We start from the raw sequence: 16538 nt of genomic DNA on the forward strand, positions 1-16538 counted from the left end.
CCTTTGGCGTCACAGGTCAAATCGACGAGGCAGGCACATGTTTTCCGATCCCCACGCCATTGCAGGCTATGCAGAAGGTGCGATGCAGAAGGTCCCGGGCCTGCTGGACATGCAGCGCATGGCGCGCCTGTTGCTGGAAGAACGCGTACCGGCAGATGGCACGGTGCTGGTGCTCGGTGCGGGCGGTGGGATGGAGTTGCGTTGCTTCGCGGAGGCGCAGCCCGGGTGGCATTTCCGCGGCATCGATCCGTCTATGCCGATGCTGGACATGGCGCGCCAGACGCTGGGGCCGTTGGCATCACGCGTGGCGTTCACCGAGGGCTACATCGACGATGCGCCTGATGAACCATGCGACGGCGCGGCCTGCCTGCTGACTCTGCATTTCCTGCCGGCTGAGCAGCGGCTGCACACGCTGAAGGAAGTACGGCGCCGGCTGAAACCGGGCGCGCCGCTGGTGGTGGCACATCACAGCTATGCGCAGGATGTCGCACAGAAGCGCCGCTGGCTGCAGCGCTTTGCCGCGTTCTCGGCCTCGTCGGGCATCGCGCTGGACGTGGCGCACACCGTGGACAGCATGGCCCGCCTGCTGCCCGCGCTGTCACCGGAGCAGGACGTGGCCCTGCTGCATGAGGCCGGCTTCGGCACGGTGGAACTGTTCTACGCCGCCTTCAGTTTCAGGGGTTGGGTAGCCTACGCCGGGTAGTCCCCGCTTGCTGCCGGTCAACCGCGTTCGCTGGTGATGGTGGCGCCTTCGCGCATCGCGAGCGTCACCGGGGTGCGCTCCACCACGTCCAGCAGGCGCGCCCACTGGGCGTCGGTCACGCTGGCCGATGCGCGCAGCGTGCGATGCACCAGCAGCTTGCCTGCCGCGTCGCGCGTGGAGGTCAGCTCGGCATTGAACTCGCCCAGCTCCCAGCCCTTCTTTTCGGCATACATGCGCAGGGTAATGGCGGTGCACGCGGCCAACGCGGAAAGGTACAGGTCGAACGGGGCCATGCCCTGGTCCTGGCCTCCCAGTGCCGCGGGCTCATCGGCAAGCAGCGTGTGCTGGCCGCTGCTGATGCGATGGGCGAAGTTGCTGCCGGTGGAGGTGACGTGGACGTGGGCCATGCGGGTGCTCTCTGTGCGGAACGGCGGGCCTGCGATGGTAAGGCGGGGCAGCGGCCAGTACATCGCCCGGTGGGGGGACTGGTCGAAATGTAATGTTATTCTGTAACATTGCCCCGCTCATGACCTTGTCCCCATCCGCATCAGGCGTTTCCACCCCATGAAGATCCAAGCTCTGGTCGCTGCCACGGCGGCCATCCTGTTCGCGCCCGAGTCGCGCGCGCAGTCCTCCAGCTCCGCCCTGACCCTGGGCAAGGTGGATGTGCACCAGCACACCGACGGCCAGCTCACCGCGCACCAGGTGCTGACCTCGGTGGACGTGCTGGGCGCGGACCAGATCGAGGACAAGAACGTGTCGCACAGCTGGGAGCTGCTGGGGCAGATGCCCGGCATCCAGCTCACCGAAACCCGGCAGGGTGCCGAATCGGGCAAGGTGAGCTTCCGCGCCTTCAACGGCGAGGGTTACCTCAATGCCATCAAGACCCTGATCGACGGTGTGCCCAGCAACGTCAACAGTGGCAACCAGCGCTTCATCGACATGTTGTTCCCGCTGGAAATCAGCTTCATCGAGGTGGTGCGCGGCACCAACGATCCGCGTTACGGCCTGCACAACATCGGTGGCAACGTGAACTTCGGTACCCGGCAGGGGGGCAACTATACCGATGCCCGGCTCGGCTATGGCAGCTACAACACGCGCGACGCGCAGTTGGCGGTTGGCCGCGAGCGCGATGGATTCGCGCAGAATTACTTCATCGGGACCCAGGCGTCTGATGGCTACCGGGACCACGACGCCTCCGAAAAATACGCGCTGGGTGGCAAGTGGTTCCATGGGAATCTTGAAGACGGCATGCGCATCGGTCTGACCGCGCGCGCCTATCACCACATCGCCGATGAACCCGGTTTCATGACCGCCGACGAGCTGCGAAGCGACCGTCGGGGGTCGCAGCGGCGCAACCTCAATGACCGCGATGTGCGCGACATGCAGCAGGTGGGCGTACATCTGGACCTGAAGCTTGCCGAGAGCCTGTTCCTGGGCAGCAAGCTGTACTACAACCGCTATGAAGACGACCGTCGGGTGACCTTCAGCGACCTGCCTACCGGCAACGCGCCGCGCCAGCGCCGGGTGTGGGACGAGAAGCAGACCGGCATGCTGACCACGCTCACCTGGCATGCCAGGGACAGCCTTACCCTGGAAGGCGGGGTGAACTACGAACACCAGGACAACGGCTACCAGCGGCAACGCTTCAGCTACAGCGAGCCGACCGATTTCAACAGCGCGCCGGCGCGCATCCAGAATGATGACCGGCATACGTTCGACAACTGGGGCGCCTACGTACAGGCGATCTACCAGCCGATCGAGCGGCTGAAGATCGTGCCGGCGTACCGCGTGGACCGCTTCGATGGCGATACCCGGCTGCCCGGCGGCGTCACCGGCCCGCTGCAACGCTACGGCACGATTGAACAGCCGAAGCTGAGCGTGGTCTATGCGCTGGCGCAGGACACCAATGTGTATGCAAATTGGGGACGCACCTTCCAGGTACTGACCGGCTCCACCGCGCCTGCCTACCTGACGCCAGGGCAGGCGGCGATGCGTCCGTCGACCAATACCGGCATGGAGCTGGGCCTGAAATTCAGTCCGTTCGTGGGCAGTCAGGCACGCATCGCGGTGTGGCAGCAGGACGCGGCCAACGAGGTGTCGAACATGCCGGCCACAGGCACCACGGTGACGCTGGGCAAGACGCGCCGTCGCGGCGTGGATGCGCAGATCAGCACGCAGTGGGGCGACAACTGGACGCTGTGGGCGTCGCATGCCTACCAGGAAGCAAAGATCACCCGCGATGATCGGGATGCGGCCCTTTCGCTGCAGGGCCGCGAAGTGGCCGCCACCCCGCGCTACATCAGCAACATCGGCGCGGATTACCAGGCCAGCGATGCGTTGCAGTTGGGCCTGCAGGCGCGTGCGCAGGGCGATTACTACCTGGAAGAACGCAACGTGGCGGGCAAGTTCGGCAGCTTCGCGGTGCTGGACCTGAGCGCGCGCTACCAGATCAATCCAGCTTGGAGCGTGGACCTGCAGGTGAAGAATGCCACCGGCCGGGAGTACGCGTATGCGTGGTATGACAGCTTCTTCTGGGAGCAGGCGCAGCCGATGTTCTCGCCTGCTGCAGGGCGTTCGGTGTATGTGGGGTTGAACATGAAGCTGTGAGGGGGAAGGGCGTGACGGCCAGCGGCCGTCACTACCAACGGTCCTCACCCACCGAAGGCGGGGTAGCGCCGAGCCATGCTCGGCGAGCGCAGCGGAAGGCGGAAGCTTGACGGCCAGCGGCCGTCACCCACCAGGGCGGTCGTCAGTGGTCGCGTTCTATGGCCAGGCGGCCGAGGGCGCGCAGGGCGTTGGCTTCTTCGCCGTAGGCGGCCAGGGCGTCGTGCATCACCGCGCTCAGTTCGTCCAGCTTGGCCTTGGCGCCCTCCATGCCCAGCAGGGCGGGGAAGGTGGACTTGTCCTGCGCGACGTCTTTGCCGGCGGTCTTGCCCAGCTGCTCCGAGCTGGCTTCCACGTCCAGGATGTCATCGCGTACCTGGAAAGCCAGGCCCAGCGCATCGGCGAAGCGATCCAGGCGCGCAAGATCCGCCGCCGGTGCGTGGCCGCACAACGCGCCCATCCGTACCGCGGCGCGGATCAGCGCACCGGTCTTCAGGGCATGCATGCGGGTCAGCGCGTCCAGCGACTGCAGCTGGCCGGTGGCATCGATATCCAGTGCCTGGCCGCCGCACATGCCGGCGGCGCCAGAGGCGTGAGCCAGCGCCTGCAGGCAGGCAACACGCAGCTCCGCAGGCAGCGCCGCTTCGGCCAGCAGGCTGAAGGCGCGGGTCTGCAGGGCATCACCGGCGAGGATGGCGGTGGCTTCGTCGAAGGCGATGTGGGTGGTCGGCTTGCCGCGACGCAGGGCGTCATCGTCCATCGCCGGCAGGTCGTCGTGCACCAGCGAATAGGCGTGGATCAGTTCCACCGCCATCGCCGGGGCGTCCAGCTGGTGCGGGTCGGTGCCGAACACTTCACCGGCCGCATGCACCAGCAGCGGACGCATGCGCTTGCCGCCGCCCAGCACCGAATGGCGCATGGCCTGGTGCAGCCGGCGCGGGGCATCGGCCGGCGAGGGCAGGGCGGCGTCGAGCTGGCTTTCGATGCGATCGCGCAGGCGCGCGAAGCTCGCCTCAAGCGTCATTGGAAGGCGGATCGAAAGGCTCGGCGTTTTCCGGCTGGGCCGGATCGGTGAGCAGGCGCACGCGCAGTTCGGCCTGTTCCAGCGCCTGCTGGCACTGGCGGTACAGGCCGACGCCGCGTTCGTAGGCGCTGAGCGAAGCTTCCAGGCTGAGCTCTCCGGTTTCCATCTGCTCTACGAGCTGCTCCAGCGACTCGAGCGACTGCTCGAACTGGGCTACCGGGGAGGCGTTTTCGGGGGTTTTCTTAGCCATGCGACAAGTGTGGACGGCCCGCGCGCAGGGGTCAATTCACCAACCGCCCGGACGCCAGTGCAGCTGGGCATCGTGCTGCTGCAGCCAGGCCTGCAACGGCGCGGACAGCACCACGTCGGCAGCGGCCTGCAGCTGGCCATTCGCGAACAGCAGTGGCAGCTGGCGGCGGCGCCACGGGGCCAGGTGTTCACGCTGCAGGCAGTCCTTCAGCGCGTGCTGGTGGCGGCGGCCGGGCAGCTGGATGCGTTCACCGCCTTGCCGGCCCGTCACCTGCATCGGTGCCTCGAATGCCGCCGCGCCCTGCAACCGGAGTTGGCCGCCGTCGGGCAGCGCCAGCGGTGCGCGGCCATCCCATGTGGCGTGCCAGCCGGCCGGCAGCTGCGGCAGCTCGGCCGGCAGCAGGTACCAATGGCCGCGCCACAGGCGGATGCTGTGCTGGTGCCAGCGCACCTGCGCATCGCGATCCGGCGCGGCAGCCAGCAGTTCGTGCTCCAGCTGGGATATCACCCGGCACGGCAGCGCGGGCACACCGTGGGCCAGCACCCAGCGCCGCAGTACGCGGGCACGGCGTTGCGGTGATACCTGCCGCAACAGCTCCACCGACAGCACGCGCGATGCCACCTGCAGATGCTGCAGCAGCTCCTCGTCTTCTTCGTCCAGCATCCGCCGTGTGTCGCCACACAGCGCGGCACTGGCGGCCAATGCCTGGCCGGCATGGGGCCAGCGCTGGCGCAGCAGCGGCAGCACGTGAAGGCGCAGGAAATTGCGGTCCGGACCGTCATCGGCGTTGCTGGGGTCTTCGATCCACTGCAGTGCATGCTGCCGTGCATAGACGAGCAGCGCGCTGCGCGGAACGCCCAGCAATGGCCGCCACAGCCGATGCGTGCCGAGTGCCGAATCGGCCGCCATCGCCGCCAGCCCATCCACGCCGGAACCACGCAGGGCACGCAGCAGGAAGGTTTCGGCCTGGTCATCCTGATGCTGGGCCAGGGCCAGCGTCTCGCCGTCGCGCAGTTCGGCGGCGAACGCGGCACGCCGGGCCTGCCGTGCGGCGGCCTCCATTCCCGTGCCGGCGCGCAGATCCACGTTGACGCGGTGGATATGCAGCGGTACGCCCAGTGCGTCGCACTGTTGCTGGCAGTGCAGCGCCCAGTCATCGGCCGCAGCCTGCAGCCCGTGGTGCACATGCACAGCGCGCACGCCCACGCCCGCCGCCGCAGCCGAGCACTGCAGCCAGTGCAGCAGCACGGTCGAATCCAGCCCGCCGCTGTAGGCGACCAGCAGGGGGGTATCGACACGGGCGAGGGCAGGGAACAGGGGCATGGGCAGCACGAAAAAAAGGCGGCGACCAGTATGGTCGCCGCCATCGTATTGCTCCAGTCCCGCTGCGCGCTTACTGGGCGGGCGGGGAACGCTCGAACTTGGCCGGCGCCGGCAGTTCCACCGGAACGCCGTTGCCATCACAGGTGCCGGCCTGGCACAGGCGCTCGCGCAGGCGCGGGGTGGCCTGCACGATCATGTGGTAGATCGCGTTCTGTTCCAGCGTGCCGCGGATCGCCTTGCTGCCGGGGCCGCGCGCCCAGATGCCCACGTCCTCGCCACCGTGCGATTCACTCTTGCCCGGCACCAGCGCTTCCTGCATGTAATCGGGGTGCTCGGTATCCACTGCAGTCAGGTCCGGACGGCCGGTGGACGGGTCGAAGCTGGACGGGTTATGCGGGTAGCGCTTGGTGCCGGCCGGCTGCTGGTTGGTGGCGCCGGTGAAGCCGGGGCCGTTGGCGTAGCTCAGCGTGGTGTACGGCTGGCCGCCACCGTCGCGGGCCAGGTCCAGCGCGCCCAGGCCGTCTTCGCCGCCCTTGTCCTTCACCTTGCCCAGGATCGGGTTGCCGCGTGCCGGGTAGCCCACGAAGTTGAGGGTGTGGGAGTGGTCGGCGGTGACGATGATCAGGGTGTCGTCGTCGCGGGTCATTTCGGTGGCCACGCGCACCGCATCGGACATCGCCACGGTATCGGTCAGGGCACGGTAGGCATTGCCGCTGTGGTTGGCGTGGTCGATGCGCGCCCCTTCGATCATCAGCACGTAGCCCTGCTTTTCCTTGGACAGGTTGGCGATGGCGGTACGGGTCAGTTCGGCCAGGCTCGGCTCACCGCCGGCGTCGTTGGCACGTTCGTACTCGTACTGCATGTGGTCCGGCTCGAACAGGCCGAAGATGGCCGGCGCGTTGGCCGCTGCCTTCAGCTGGTCGGCGTTCCACACGTAGGCACCCTGCGGGTTGGCCTGCTGCCATTCGCTGACCAGGCTACGCCCGTCCAGGCGCTGGCCGACCTTGTCGTCGTACTCGGGATCGCGCTCTTCCACCGTGGTGAACTCGCCGCGCCCGCCGCCCAGGATGACCTGCGGACCGCGGCCGAAGCGCGAGGTGGTCAGCAGCTGCTGGGCGATGTCCTTGCAGCCGGCGGCCTTGGCCTCTTCGGTCAGGTCGGTATCGTTTTCCCAGTTGCGTTCCGGCGAATGCGCGTAGGTGGCCGCCGGGGTGGCGTGGGTCAGCCGTGCGGTGGTGACGATGCCGGTGGCCATGCCGGCGCTGTCAGCCAGCTGCAGCCAGCTCAGCAGGCCCTTCTGCAGGCTGTCGGCGCAGTCCGGACGCTTGCCGGCGCTGACCCCGATGGCGCCCATGTGGGTCTTCACGCCGGTGGTGATGGCGGTCATGGTGCCGGCCGAATCCGGGGTCTGCGAGTCGACGTTGTAGGTCTTGCTGAATGCCGTGGCCGGGAAGTGCTCCCAGGACAGCAGGTTCTCCTCACCGGATGCGCCCTTGCGCTGGCCTTCGAAGATGCGCGCGGCGGCCACGGTGGTCAGGCTCATGCCATCACCAAGAAACAGGATCACGTTCTTGGCTTTGCCGTTCATGGCGCCATTGCCAGCGGCCTGGGCCGCGCCACTGCGGTACCACCACTGCGGGGTCTCGCCATCCGGGTGGGCCACCGTGGGTACGGTGATCGACAGGCCGGCCGGGCGGGATGCCGGCGGCGTGCTGGAACAGGCGCCCAGCAGCAGGGTAGCGGCGGTGGCGGCGAGCAGGGAGGTGGTACGGATCATGGACAGCGCGTCCTCACGAAACGAAACAGGTGTTCATTATGACCGGCTGGACAAGGCATGCCGATGACACGCTGATTTGTCCGCAGGCTGGTCGTACGCCGGGCCGGCTTGGGCTAAGGTGCGAGCATTGTTCTCTCCCCCTGGAATTTCCATGAAGCTGGTCTCTGCCTGGCTGCGCATCCCGTTCTGGCAACGCGTGGTCGCAGGCTTCGTCCTTGGTGCCCTGGCCGGCTGGCTGATGGGGCCGGCGGCTGAAACCTGGTTCGGCCCGCTGGGCGAGCTGTACGTGACCCTGATCAAGATGATCGCGGTGCCGCTGGTGTTCTTCGCGGTCATCAATGCGATCTCTTCGCTGCACGGACAGAAATCGGTGGCCGCGCTCAGTGGCCGCACCTTCCTGTGGTTCGTCATCACCGCCGCGCTGGCCGTCGGCATCGGCCTGCTGGTGGGCACGGTGATGCAGCCCGGCACCGGTGGCCTGCAGCTGGCGATGGCCAACAACTACGTGCCGCGCGAAGTGCCCAGCGTGGTGCAGGTGCTGCTGGACGTGGTGCCGTCCAACGTGTTCTACGCGCTGAGTGGCATCGGCACGCGGGTCAATGCGGCCGGCGAAACCGTGTTGGCCGCGGGGCGCGGTTCGATCCTGCCGGTGATCTTCTTCGCCGGGCTGGTGGGCTTTGCCATCGTCAAGCTGGGCGAGAAGGTCGGCCAGGCCCGCCAGCTGGTCGGGCAGATGAGCGAGATCATGATCCAGGTGACCCGCTTCGTGCTGGAAGTCACGCCCATCGGGACCTTCGGCCTGATCGCCGGGCTGGTGGGCAGTTACGGCTTCGAGAAGCTGCTGCCGCTGGGCAACTTCGTGCTGGCGCTATACATCGCCTGCGCGCTGCACATCGTGGTGGTGTACAGCGCGCTGCTGCTGTCGCATGGCCTGAACCCGCTGAAGTTCTTCCGCGGTGCCGCGCCGGGCATGCAGGTGGCCTTCGTCAGTTCGTCCAGCTTCGCGGCGATGCCGGTGGCGCTGCGTTCGATCACCCACAACCTGGGCGTCAACAAGGACTACGGGTCGTTCGCGGTGCCGCTGGGCGCCAGCATCAAGATGGATGGCTGCGGGGCGATCTACCCGGCGCTGTGCGCGGTGTTCATTTCGCAGTACAGCGGCGTGCCGATGTCGCCGGAGCAGTATCTGATCGTGCTGATCGCTTCGGTGCTGGGCAGCTTCGGCACCGCCGGCGTGCCGGGCACGGCGGTGGTGATGGCCACGGTGGTGCTGAGCGCGGCCGGGTTGCCGCTGGAGACCATCGGCTATCTGTATGCGATCGATCGCATCCTGGACATGATGCGCACGATGACCAACGTCACCGGCCAGATGCTGGTGCCGGTGCTGGTGGCCAAGGAGACCGGGCTGCTGGACCAGAGCGTGTACGACAACCCGTCGACCAACGTGGGTATCGATGACCCGGATCCCGCGCCGCGGGTGTGAGGGTACGCGTGATCGGATTGACGGCCAGCGGCCGTCACTACCGAGGCATTGCCGGTACCTGAAGCGGGGGCGTACGCGGTTGTGTCATGACCTGTAACAGGTCTGTTACACCCCGGCGCCGGGCAGGCGCAGCAGGCCTCTCTGCGGGTTCAGGCGCTCGCTGCGCTCAACCGAGGTGTAACGGTCGGCATCCAGCTGGCCCCTTGTTGCCAGCCGGAATCCCTTTGTTTCAGGGCCCTGCGTACTTGGCACGAAAGCTGCGTCCTCCCTTCCCGTACGTAACGGGAGAGCGGCATGGACAGCAGCACGAAGCGCAGGATGTTCCTGGTGGCCAGCTTGGCCGCGCTGGCGGTATGCCCTGTGCTGGTGCATGCCTCCGGTGCCCGCCAGGGCGTCACCCAGAAGCCCGGCGAGATCGTCTTGCTGCGCGATGTGCACACCCGCACCGCCTATCGGCCCGCCCCTCCGGGTGTGGCGCTGATCGCCGATCCTTCGCCGCAACGCGAAGTGGCTGCCGCCCTGGGTACCTCCAATGGCATGGCTGAACTCAGTGACGATGACTTCGCTGGCCTCGGTGCGGGCCAAGCGGTCCACACCCCGCATGCCGGCACCACCACCGTCGAACGGGTCACCAGCACCGCGCTGGGCGGGGCGGTGGGACGGCTCGGCAGTTCCAACGGCGGCATCATTTCCGGCAACCAGATCAGCGGGGCGATGAGCGGCCCGCTGGGCGCAGTCGGCAACACCACGCGCGGCATCGGCGATACGGTACGCGGCGCCCTGGCGCAGTTCCCGATGGGCGCCCCGGCAGGTGGCAAATGAAGACGCGCGCGCTGCTGCTCGTCGCCTTGCTGCTGCCGTCGCTGGCCCAGGCTGACGACTACGCCGGGATGCTCGGCTACCTCAACCAGTCGCGCATTGACGGCCGCGCGCTGGCCGGCGCCAGTGGTGCCATCGCGATCAACCAGGTGGCCGGTGACATCAACACCCAGGCCAACCTGGTGGGCATGGCCCAAGGCAACCAGGCGCGGGTGGATATCGATGCGCGCAGCACCTCATCGCGCAACAGCGTGCTGCTGGACGGACCGCTGCACGCCAGCGCGCACCTCGATGGCCAGGTCCTGCAGGGCGCCAATGGCATCGCAACGATCAACCAGACCAGCGGCATCGCCAACGCCAGCATGAACGTGGTGCGCGCGACGCTGGCCCGGGAAGGAATACGCGAGTCCGACGATGAGGCCCTGGCCGAATCAGGCGTGACCGCGTCAGCAGGGGGGCAGGGCAGGGCCGGCAACGGCCTGGCCGCGGGCACCCGCAGCGTCGGCGTGGCAGCGTCGGCACTGCGGGGGTTCGACGGTGTCCTGCAACTCAATCAAATCGCGGGCGCAGGAAATGACACGGCCAACATCCTCGGTATGGCAGTGCACGGCAACCCGTGAGTGGTACCCACCCGTTACACCACTGATGAGAGAGAAGGCACCATGAAAGCGATCGTTAAAGGGACTGTACTCGCCATGGCCATCGCAGGCGTGGTCGCCACCGCACACGCGGCGGATGACCAGAACGCAAGCGCCACCATCAACCACAACCACAACGTCAATGAAAACTGGACGTTGAACGACACCCGCAACGTCACCCGCAACAACGTGACCAGCAACACTGACACCGATACGGACACGGTGAACGACACCCGCAACGTGGTGCGCAACACCACCCGCAACACCAATACCACCAACAACACCAGCACCACCGACAACACCGCCAACACCACCTCGAACGTGCGGTACTCCAGCACCACGACCAACACCAGCCGCTCCAACGTCGATTACTCCGACGTAGACCACACCCGCGACGTATCGGTCAACGAGACCAGCAACATCTCGGCCGACGAGCGCAAGGAAAAGAACAACCACGGCGTGGACGTGAACCTGGAGAAGGACCTGCGCTTGAGCTCGGACATCAATTTCTCGGGTGATCCGGAAATCACCGGCGACATCGACCTCGACTCGGCCGCCATCGCCGTCATCGACAACCGTCAGTCGATCAGCGCCAACGAAGCCTCCAACGAGATGCTGGACAACACCGCGTCGATCTCCGATGACGTGGCGTCCGGTGCATCGGGCAACCTGGGCTTCAACGTCGCCGCCGGTGACAACAACGCACAGGACAACGCCGCTTCACTGTCTGCGGCCGATGCCTCCTTCAGCTTCGGCATGGCCGATGCGGAAGTGTTCGTCCACCAGGCGGTGGGCGGCAACACCACCCTCAACGAAGGCGTCACCAACGCCGCCGGCCTGGGTGGCAATGCGTTCTCCGGCGCGTCGGGCAACATCGGGGTGAACGTCGCTTCGGGCAACAACAACGCGCAGAAGAACGCGCTGGCCGCCTCGGTCGCTACCGCCGCGATGGCGCAGTCGAGCATCTCGTCCAACCAGGTATCCAGTGGCAACTCGGTGTCCAACGCCGGTTACGTGCAGCGCTTCAGTGACACCACTGAAGTCAGCCTGCGCGGTCGTGTGGCAGGTGCCACGCTGGCCTTCGGTGCAGGTACCTATGAAGGTACCGGCAACGCCTACCAGCAGGACAACTACTACCTCGACAGTTGGGATGGCGCGCTGCCGCACACCAGCGGTGACAGCACCGGCCACATCGACCTGGACAACGAGATCCAGAACGCTACCGACAACCCGTACCGTGACGGCGTGGGCGGCATCGCCTTCGACACGGACGAGGAAGGCACCAGCCAGTTCGTCGAACTGGGCGTGGCCGACCTCTATGCCAGCCTGAGTGGCACCGTGCGCACCTCGCGCTGGGTGGCGGTCAATGCGACCAACACCGCGGGCCTGTCCGGCAGTGCGTTCTCCAACGCGTCGGGCAACATCGGCGTGAACGTGGCTTCCGGCACCGGCAACCTGCAGGCCAACAGCCTGGCCCTGGCCGTGGCGCAGCCGTCGACCGGCGGCGGCACCCCGGGCGGCGGCGGCGAGTAACACGTGGCGTGACCGCTTTCGCAGGCTTGCTGCGTTGAGCGCAACAAACCCGGTCATCCGCCAATGACCGGGCTCCCCGGGAGCCCCTGTCCCATCTCCCCCTTTGGGGCAGGGGCTCCTACCTTGGAAGGAGCCGTTGCAATGCGAGTTGCCTGGTCCACCTTGTTGTTGCCTTGCCTGCTGCTGCTGGCGGGCACCACGCCGGTACGTGCCGGCGACGTGGCCTTCAGTGGCGTGCTGCCCAACGGCGGCCTGCTGCAGCAACGCGTGGAGAGCATGCAGGAACGGCGCTTCCGCCACCTGGTCCGCCAGCACACCGATTACAGCTGCGGCGCCGCCGCGCTGGCCACCATCCTCAAGTACGCCTATCACCTGGACGCCGACGAGGCCACGGTGATCGAAGGGATGATGAACGTGTCCGACCAGACTCTGGTGCGCGACCGTGGTTTTTCGTTGCTGGACATCAAACATTACGTTGAATCGATGGGCATGCGTGGGCGCGGTTACCGCGTCGACGAAGCCCGCCTGCGCAACCTGCGCGTACCTGGCCTGGTGCTGATGGACGTGCGTGGTTTTCGCCATTTCGTGGTCATGAAACAAGTCCGCGGCGACTTCGTCGAAGTGGCTGATCCGATCCTCGGCAACCGCAGCGTGCCGCTGGCGGAGTTCCTGGAGGCCTGGCCATCACGCGCGGTCTTCATCGTGATCGGCAGTGATTTCGATCGCAACACCGTGCTGCTGCAACCCAGCGAACGGCCCAGTGCACGCGCGCTGTATGCGCGCCAGGGCCCCATCACCGATGCCGAACTGGTCGACTTCGGCTTCAGCCACGCCGACCTGTTCTGAAGGAGTTCCACCATGAACATGCGCCTGATCGTCCTTGCCAGCGCCCTGGCCGTCCTGTTGCCCACTGCGCTGCACGCGCAGGAAAAGCGCAGCGGCAAGGGACTGACCGAAATCCCCGATCCCGAACTCAACCTGATGCGTGGGCGTTACACCGTAGGCGGCAACAACGTCGCCTGGTTCGGCGTGACCATGGCATCGCAGTGGCAGGCATCCAGCGGCGCGGCGATGGAAGGCGCGCTGAAACTCGGCATGGACTTCCGCCAGGGCGGTACGCCGAAGGTGAGTTTCACCCCGACCGTGAGCGTCACCGCGGCCGACGCGCCGCTGCCGCAGACGGCCGCCGACACCGCCAGCGCGGCAGTTGCCAGCGTGGACAGCAGCGGGTTGGCGAATGTGTCCGGCCTGGTGCAGAGCGTGCAGGTCGCCGGCGATGAGAACAGTGCGCGCAACGTCACTTCGCTGACCATCCGTGATGGCGAGGTACCCGCCGTCGCCGACAGCGGCGCGCGCAGCGCGACCGCACAGCAGGGCGGCGCCAGCGCCACCGCGTCCTTCGACAACAACCAGGCCCGGCTGGAACTGCAGCTGGAAGGCGTGGGCGCGGTGCAGCAATGGATCCGCAGCGGCAGCGTCGGGCAGACCATCGCGCTGGGCGGCAATGCGCAGCAGGTCAGCAACCGGCTGCAGATCGAACTGGTCACGCAGAGCATGGCGAGCAATACCCCGTTGACCCAGAACATCGCCCAGGCGATGGCGCTGACACGCGGGATCGGGCCGGGCCAGTAACCGCGGCGCGGCAAGGGGGATGGCACTCAACGGACGAAGGACATGCACAGCAATCACCGCATCACCCCGCTGGCGCTGGCGGCGCTGGCCTGGATCGTGTTCGCCGACAACGCGCACGCCCAGCCGGCCACGGCGGCCGGCAACGAACAGGCCGATGTGCAGGCATTGATGGCCCAGCTGGAAACACTGAAGGCCAATTACGCGCAGGAGGTGCGTCGCCTGCGCGAGTTGGACATGCAGGTGCAGGCCATGCAGGCGCGGCTGTCCGGCAAGGCCGGAGGCGTGGCGCAGCAGGGGCCACCGTTGCCACCCGAACCGGCACGTGCGCCCGCCACGGCGACCGCCGGCGCCGAAGGCGGCTACGCCAGCAGCGCAGCGGAAGCGCAGCAGGCCAAGCAGGCGGCGCGGCGCAGCGTGGACGATGTGAAGCAGCAGCAGCAGGCGCTGTTCTCGCGGCGTTTCACCATCGAAAACAGCCTCACCTACGCGCGCTATGACCGCAAGCAGCTCACCCTCAACGGCTTCCTGGCGCTGGATGCGATCTTCCTCGGCAACATCGGCATCGAGAACGTTGAATCCGATTCGCTGACCTACAACCTGGCCGCGCGCTGGGGTGTCAGCCCCAACCTGACCGTCAACATGGACGTGCCGTGGGTGGCACGCAGGACGGTCTACCAGAAAGGCGGTGCGGGCGGATCCGCTGCGGCGGTGGCCGAAGAGGAAACCAGCGGCAATGGCATCGGCGACGTAGCCCTGAGTGCCAACTACCGGCTGTTCGGCGAACGCGGCTGGAAACCGGAAACGGTGCTGACCGCAGGCGTAACCGCGCCCACCGGACGCGAGCCCTATGGCGTGGACTGGACCGTGCTGGAGCGCGATGACGATGATTACATCCGTTTCGCCGTGCCAAAGGACCAGCCCACCGGAAACGGCGTGTGGCAGGCCAACGTGGGCCTGTCGATCGTCAAGACCGCCGACCCGGCGATCCTGTTCGCCAACGCCGGCTACATCCATTCCTTCGAAGCCAGCTTCGATGATCTCGACGGCAATCCGGATACGGTCAACCCCGGTGACGTGAAGCTCGGCGGCTCCTATTACTTCGGTGCCGGCGTGGCGTTCGCGTTCAACGAGCGCACCAGCCTGAGCATTTCCTTCAGTGACAAGCTTAGCGCCCGCGCGTCCACCCGCTACCACAATGGCCAGTGGATGAAGGTGATCGGCAGTGATGCCAACGCGGCGACCTTCAACCTGGGCGTCACCTACGCGCTCAACCAGAAGACCACGCTGGTGAGCCTGCTCGGCATTGGACTGACGCCCGACGCACCGGACTTCACCCTGGCGTTCAAGGTGCCGTACATGCTGTAAGTCCGCGCGGGGCGTCGAGGCGACTCGACGCCGGCAGGGCTCAGCGCAGCGCCGGCAGTTCCACCTGGTGCTTGCGGCACAGCCGGTACACGGTGACCCGCGAGACCTGCATGTGGCGTGCGCAGGCGGATACATTGAACTCATGCTCGCGCAGGGCCTGCAGCAGCAGCTCGCGTTCCACCTGCTCGCGCGCATCCTGCAGCAGGGCGCGTGCGGCGGCGGGCAGGGTGGCCACCAGGTCCAGGTCGGACGGCTCGATCAGCTCGCCGTCAGCGACGATCGCCGCGCGCTGCACGCGGTTGAGCAGTTCGCGCACATTGCCCGGCCAGTCGAAGCGTTGCATGGCCTGGCGCGCACAACTGCTGAAGCCGCGCGCGCGGCCCGGGTGGCGGGCACGGAACTGGCGCAGGAAATGCTCGGCCAGCACCAGCACATCGCCACTGCGTTCGCGCAGTGCCGGCATCGCCAGCCGCAGCACGTTGAGGCGATAGAACAGATCACGACGGAAGCGCCCTTGTGCCACGGCTTGTTCCAGATCCACGTGGGTAGCGGCCAGCACGCGCACGTCCACCCTCAGGGGCTGGCTGCTGCCGACGCGTTCGATGGTGCCCTCCTGCAGTACACGCAGCAGGCTGGTCTGCGCATCCAGCGGCAGGTCGCCGACCTCGTCCAGGAACACGGTGCCGCCGTTCGCGCTTTCGAACAGGCCCAGCCGCCGTTGCGCCGCACCGGTGAAGGCGCCGCGCTCATGCCCGAACAGTTCGGACTGCACCAGGTTGGCCGGGATGGCGCCGCAGTTGACCGCCATGAAGGGATGATCGGCGCGCGCGGACATTGCATGCAGCGCATGAGCTGCCAGCTCCTTGCCGGTACCTGTTTCGCCGGTGACCAGCACCGGCAGGTCCACCGGGGCGAACTTGAACAGCGATGCGCGGGTGGCCAACAGGGCCGGACTGTCACCGATCAGCCGCTGCGCGGGGCTGTCCGCCACGCTGGCGGCATCCGGCTCGTCGCGCTGCAGATGGTCCACCAGCCCGGCCAGGTCCTGTGGCATCACGTAACGATGCGGGCAGGCGTCCAGCAACGGCTGCCAACTGGGCGGGGGGGAGCTGATGCCGCCTGGCAGCGCTGCCAGCAGCGGCAGGTGGTCGTGCTGCTGGATCCACGCCTGCACCGCCCCGAGCGCATCGGCGGGAATCTGCCGCAGGTCGATCATGCCGACCAGCTGGTCGCGGGCACGCAGCCCGACGGCCTGTGCGTTGTGCGGATCCACGCTGCGCACCTGCCAGCCGGCCGCTGCCAACGCCGCGCGTTCGGCTACCAGGGGATGGCCAAACCAGATCACGCACCGTGACTGAATCTCCGAGACCGCCGCCATGCCTCA

At 67.0% G+C, this 16538-nt stretch carries 15 protein-coding genes; 9 read left to right on the top strand and 6 right to left on the bottom strand.

Going from position 1 to position 16538, the window contains the following annotated elements; genetic code table 11:
- Positions 1 to 37 precede the first annotated feature (37 nt).
- Positions 38 to 703, top strand: coding sequence for a class I SAM-dependent methyltransferase (locus IFT63_RS03325; protein WP_192083244.1), 666 nt, complete (start codon positions 38 to 40; stop codon positions 701 to 703).
- Positions 704 to 720: 17 nt separating this feature from the next.
- Here IFT63_RS03325 and IFT63_RS03330 read toward each other — a convergent pair whose 3' ends face one another.
- Complete coding sequence (locus IFT63_RS03330) at positions 721 to 1110, bottom strand: OsmC family protein (protein ID WP_192083245.1); 390 nt, start codon at positions 1108 to 1110, stop codon at positions 721 to 723.
- A gap of 157 nt (positions 1111 to 1267) precedes the next feature.
- Here IFT63_RS03330 and IFT63_RS03335 point away from each other — a divergent pair, with 157 nt between their 5' ends.
- Entirely contained in the window at positions 1268 to 3313 is a 2046-nt protein-coding gene (locus IFT63_RS03335) for a TonB-dependent receptor (RefSeq protein WP_192083246.1), read from the top strand.
- 142 nt (positions 3314 to 3455) lie between these two features.
- Here IFT63_RS03335 and IFT63_RS03340 read toward each other — a convergent pair whose 3' ends face one another.
- From IFT63_RS03340 to IFT63_RS03355, 4 genes are all read right to left on the bottom strand, one after another.
- A complete protein-coding gene (locus IFT63_RS03340) occupies positions 3456 to 4334 on the bottom strand; it encodes a farnesyl diphosphate synthase (RefSeq protein ID WP_192083247.1) in 879 nt (292 codons plus the stop codon).
- Complete coding sequence (locus IFT63_RS03345) at positions 4324 to 4584, bottom strand: exodeoxyribonuclease VII small subunit (protein ID WP_101098317.1); 261 nt, start codon at positions 4582 to 4584, stop codon at positions 4324 to 4326. The genes IFT63_RS03340 and IFT63_RS03345 overlap by 11 nt, the downstream gene beginning before the upstream one ends.
- 36 nt (positions 4585 to 4620) lie before the next feature.
- Positions 4621 to 5907: a tRNA lysidine(34) synthetase TilS gene (gene tilS, locus IFT63_RS03350; protein WP_192083248.1), complete on the bottom strand. Its 1287-nt coding sequence runs from the start codon at positions 5905 to 5907 to the stop codon at positions 4621 to 4623.
- Positions 5908 to 5977: 70 nt separating this feature from the next.
- A complete protein-coding gene (locus IFT63_RS03355) occupies positions 5978 to 7684 on the bottom strand; it encodes an alkaline phosphatase (RefSeq protein WP_192083249.1) in 1707 nt (568 codons plus the stop codon).
- Between the two features lie 151 nt (positions 7685 to 7835).
- Between IFT63_RS03355 and IFT63_RS03360 the strand changes: the two genes are divergently transcribed.
- The 7 genes from IFT63_RS03360 (at position 7836) to IFT63_RS03390 (ending at position 15154) form a co-directional block, all read left to right on the top strand.
- A complete protein-coding gene (locus IFT63_RS03360) occupies positions 7836 to 9167 on the top strand; it encodes a dicarboxylate/amino acid:cation symporter (RefSeq protein ID WP_192083250.1) in 1332 nt (443 codons plus the stop codon).
- A gap of 318 nt (positions 9168 to 9485) precedes the next feature.
- On the top strand, positions 9486 to 9989 hold the full coding sequence (locus IFT63_RS03365) for a hypothetical protein (RefSeq protein WP_042612287.1): 504 nt from the start codon (positions 9486 to 9488) through the stop codon (positions 9987 to 9989).
- Positions 9986 to 10606, top strand: a complete 621-nt coding sequence (locus IFT63_RS03370) for a hypothetical protein (RefSeq protein ID WP_192083251.1) — start codon at positions 9986 to 9988, stop codon at positions 10604 to 10606. The genes IFT63_RS03365 and IFT63_RS03370 overlap by 4 nt, the downstream gene beginning before the upstream one ends.
- 42 nt (positions 10607 to 10648) lie before the next feature.
- Positions 10649 to 12157 (top strand): hypothetical protein, encoded by a 1509-nt coding sequence (locus IFT63_RS03375; RefSeq protein ID WP_042612271.1) that lies wholly within the window; start codon positions 10649 to 10651, stop codon positions 12155 to 12157.
- Positions 12158 to 12298: 141 nt separating this feature from the next.
- On the top strand, positions 12299 to 13003 hold the full coding sequence (locus tag IFT63_RS03380) for a C39 family peptidase (RefSeq protein ID WP_192083252.1): 705 nt from the start codon (positions 12299 to 12301) through the stop codon (positions 13001 to 13003).
- A 12-nt stretch (positions 13004 to 13015) separates the two neighbouring features.
- On the top strand, positions 13016 to 13789 hold the full coding sequence (locus IFT63_RS03385; protein WP_042612273.1) for a hypothetical protein: 774 nt from the start codon (positions 13016 to 13018) through the stop codon (positions 13787 to 13789).
- 42 nt (positions 13790 to 13831) lie between these two features.
- Positions 13832 to 15154, top strand: coding sequence for a transporter (locus IFT63_RS03390; RefSeq protein WP_042612274.1), 1323 nt, complete (start codon positions 13832 to 13834; stop codon positions 15152 to 15154).
- A gap of 40 nt (positions 15155 to 15194) precedes the next feature.
- On the opposite strand, the gene IFT63_RS03395 is transcribed toward IFT63_RS03390, so the two are convergent.
- A complete protein-coding gene (locus tag IFT63_RS03395; RefSeq protein WP_042612275.1) occupies positions 15195 to 16532 on the bottom strand; it encodes a sigma-54 dependent transcriptional regulator in 1338 nt (445 codons plus the stop codon).
- Positions 16533 to 16538 lie beyond the last annotated feature (6 nt).

This window comes from Stenotrophomonas sp. CFBP 13724 (assembly GCF_014841975.1).
GTDB lineage: Bacteria > Pseudomonadota > Gammaproteobacteria > Xanthomonadales > Xanthomonadaceae > Stenotrophomonas > Stenotrophomonas lacuserhaii.

What these genes read in the sequence shown, in the direction of transcription:
- IFT63_RS03325 (WP_192083244.1), top strand. Translation starts at nt 38, where the DNA reads ATGTTTTCCGATCCCCACGCCATTGCAGGCTATGCAGAAGGTGCGATG.
- IFT63_RS03330 (WP_192083245.1), bottom strand. Translation starts at nt 1,110, where the DNA reads ATGGCCCACGTCCACGTCACCTCCACCGGCAGCAACTTCGCCCATCGC.
- IFT63_RS03335 (WP_192083246.1), top strand. Translation starts at nt 1,268, where the DNA reads ATGAAGATCCAAGCTCTGGTCGCTGCCACGGCGGCCATCCTGTTCGCG.
- IFT63_RS03340 (WP_192083247.1), bottom strand. Translation starts at nt 4,334, where the DNA reads ATGACGCTTGAGGCGAGCTTCGCGCGCCTGCGCGATCGCATCGAAAGC.
- IFT63_RS03345 (WP_101098317.1), bottom strand. Translation starts at nt 4,584, where the DNA reads ATGGCTAAGAAAACCCCCGAAAACGCCTCCCCGGTAGCCCAGTTCGAG.
- tilS (WP_192083248.1), bottom strand. Translation starts at nt 5,907, where the DNA reads ATGCCCCTGTTCCCTGCCCTCGCCCGTGTCGATACCCCCCTGCTGGTC.
- IFT63_RS03355 (WP_192083249.1), bottom strand. Translation starts at nt 7,684, where the DNA reads ATGATCCGTACCACCTCCCTGCTCGCCGCCACCGCCGCTACCCTGCTG.
- IFT63_RS03360 (WP_192083250.1), top strand. Translation starts at nt 7,836, where the DNA reads ATGAAGCTGGTCTCTGCCTGGCTGCGCATCCCGTTCTGGCAACGCGTG.
- IFT63_RS03365 (WP_042612287.1), top strand. Translation starts at nt 9,486, where the DNA reads ATGTTCCTGGTGGCCAGCTTGGCCGCGCTGGCGGTATGCCCTGTGCTG.
- IFT63_RS03370 (WP_192083251.1), top strand. Translation starts at nt 9,986, where the DNA reads ATGAAGACGCGCGCGCTGCTGCTCGTCGCCTTGCTGCTGCCGTCGCTG.
- IFT63_RS03375 (WP_042612271.1), top strand. Translation starts at nt 10,649, where the DNA reads ATGAAAGCGATCGTTAAAGGGACTGTACTCGCCATGGCCATCGCAGGC.
- IFT63_RS03380 (WP_192083252.1), top strand. Translation starts at nt 12,299, where the DNA reads ATGCGAGTTGCCTGGTCCACCTTGTTGTTGCCTTGCCTGCTGCTGCTG.
- IFT63_RS03385 (WP_042612273.1), top strand. Translation starts at nt 13,016, where the DNA reads ATGAACATGCGCCTGATCGTCCTTGCCAGCGCCCTGGCCGTCCTGTTG.
- IFT63_RS03390 (WP_042612274.1), top strand. Translation starts at nt 13,832, where the DNA reads ATGCACAGCAATCACCGCATCACCCCGCTGGCGCTGGCGGCGCTGGCC.
- IFT63_RS03395 (WP_042612275.1), bottom strand. Translation starts at nt 16,532, where the DNA reads ATGGCGGCGGTCTCGGAGATTCAGTCACGGTGCGTGATCTGGTTTGGC.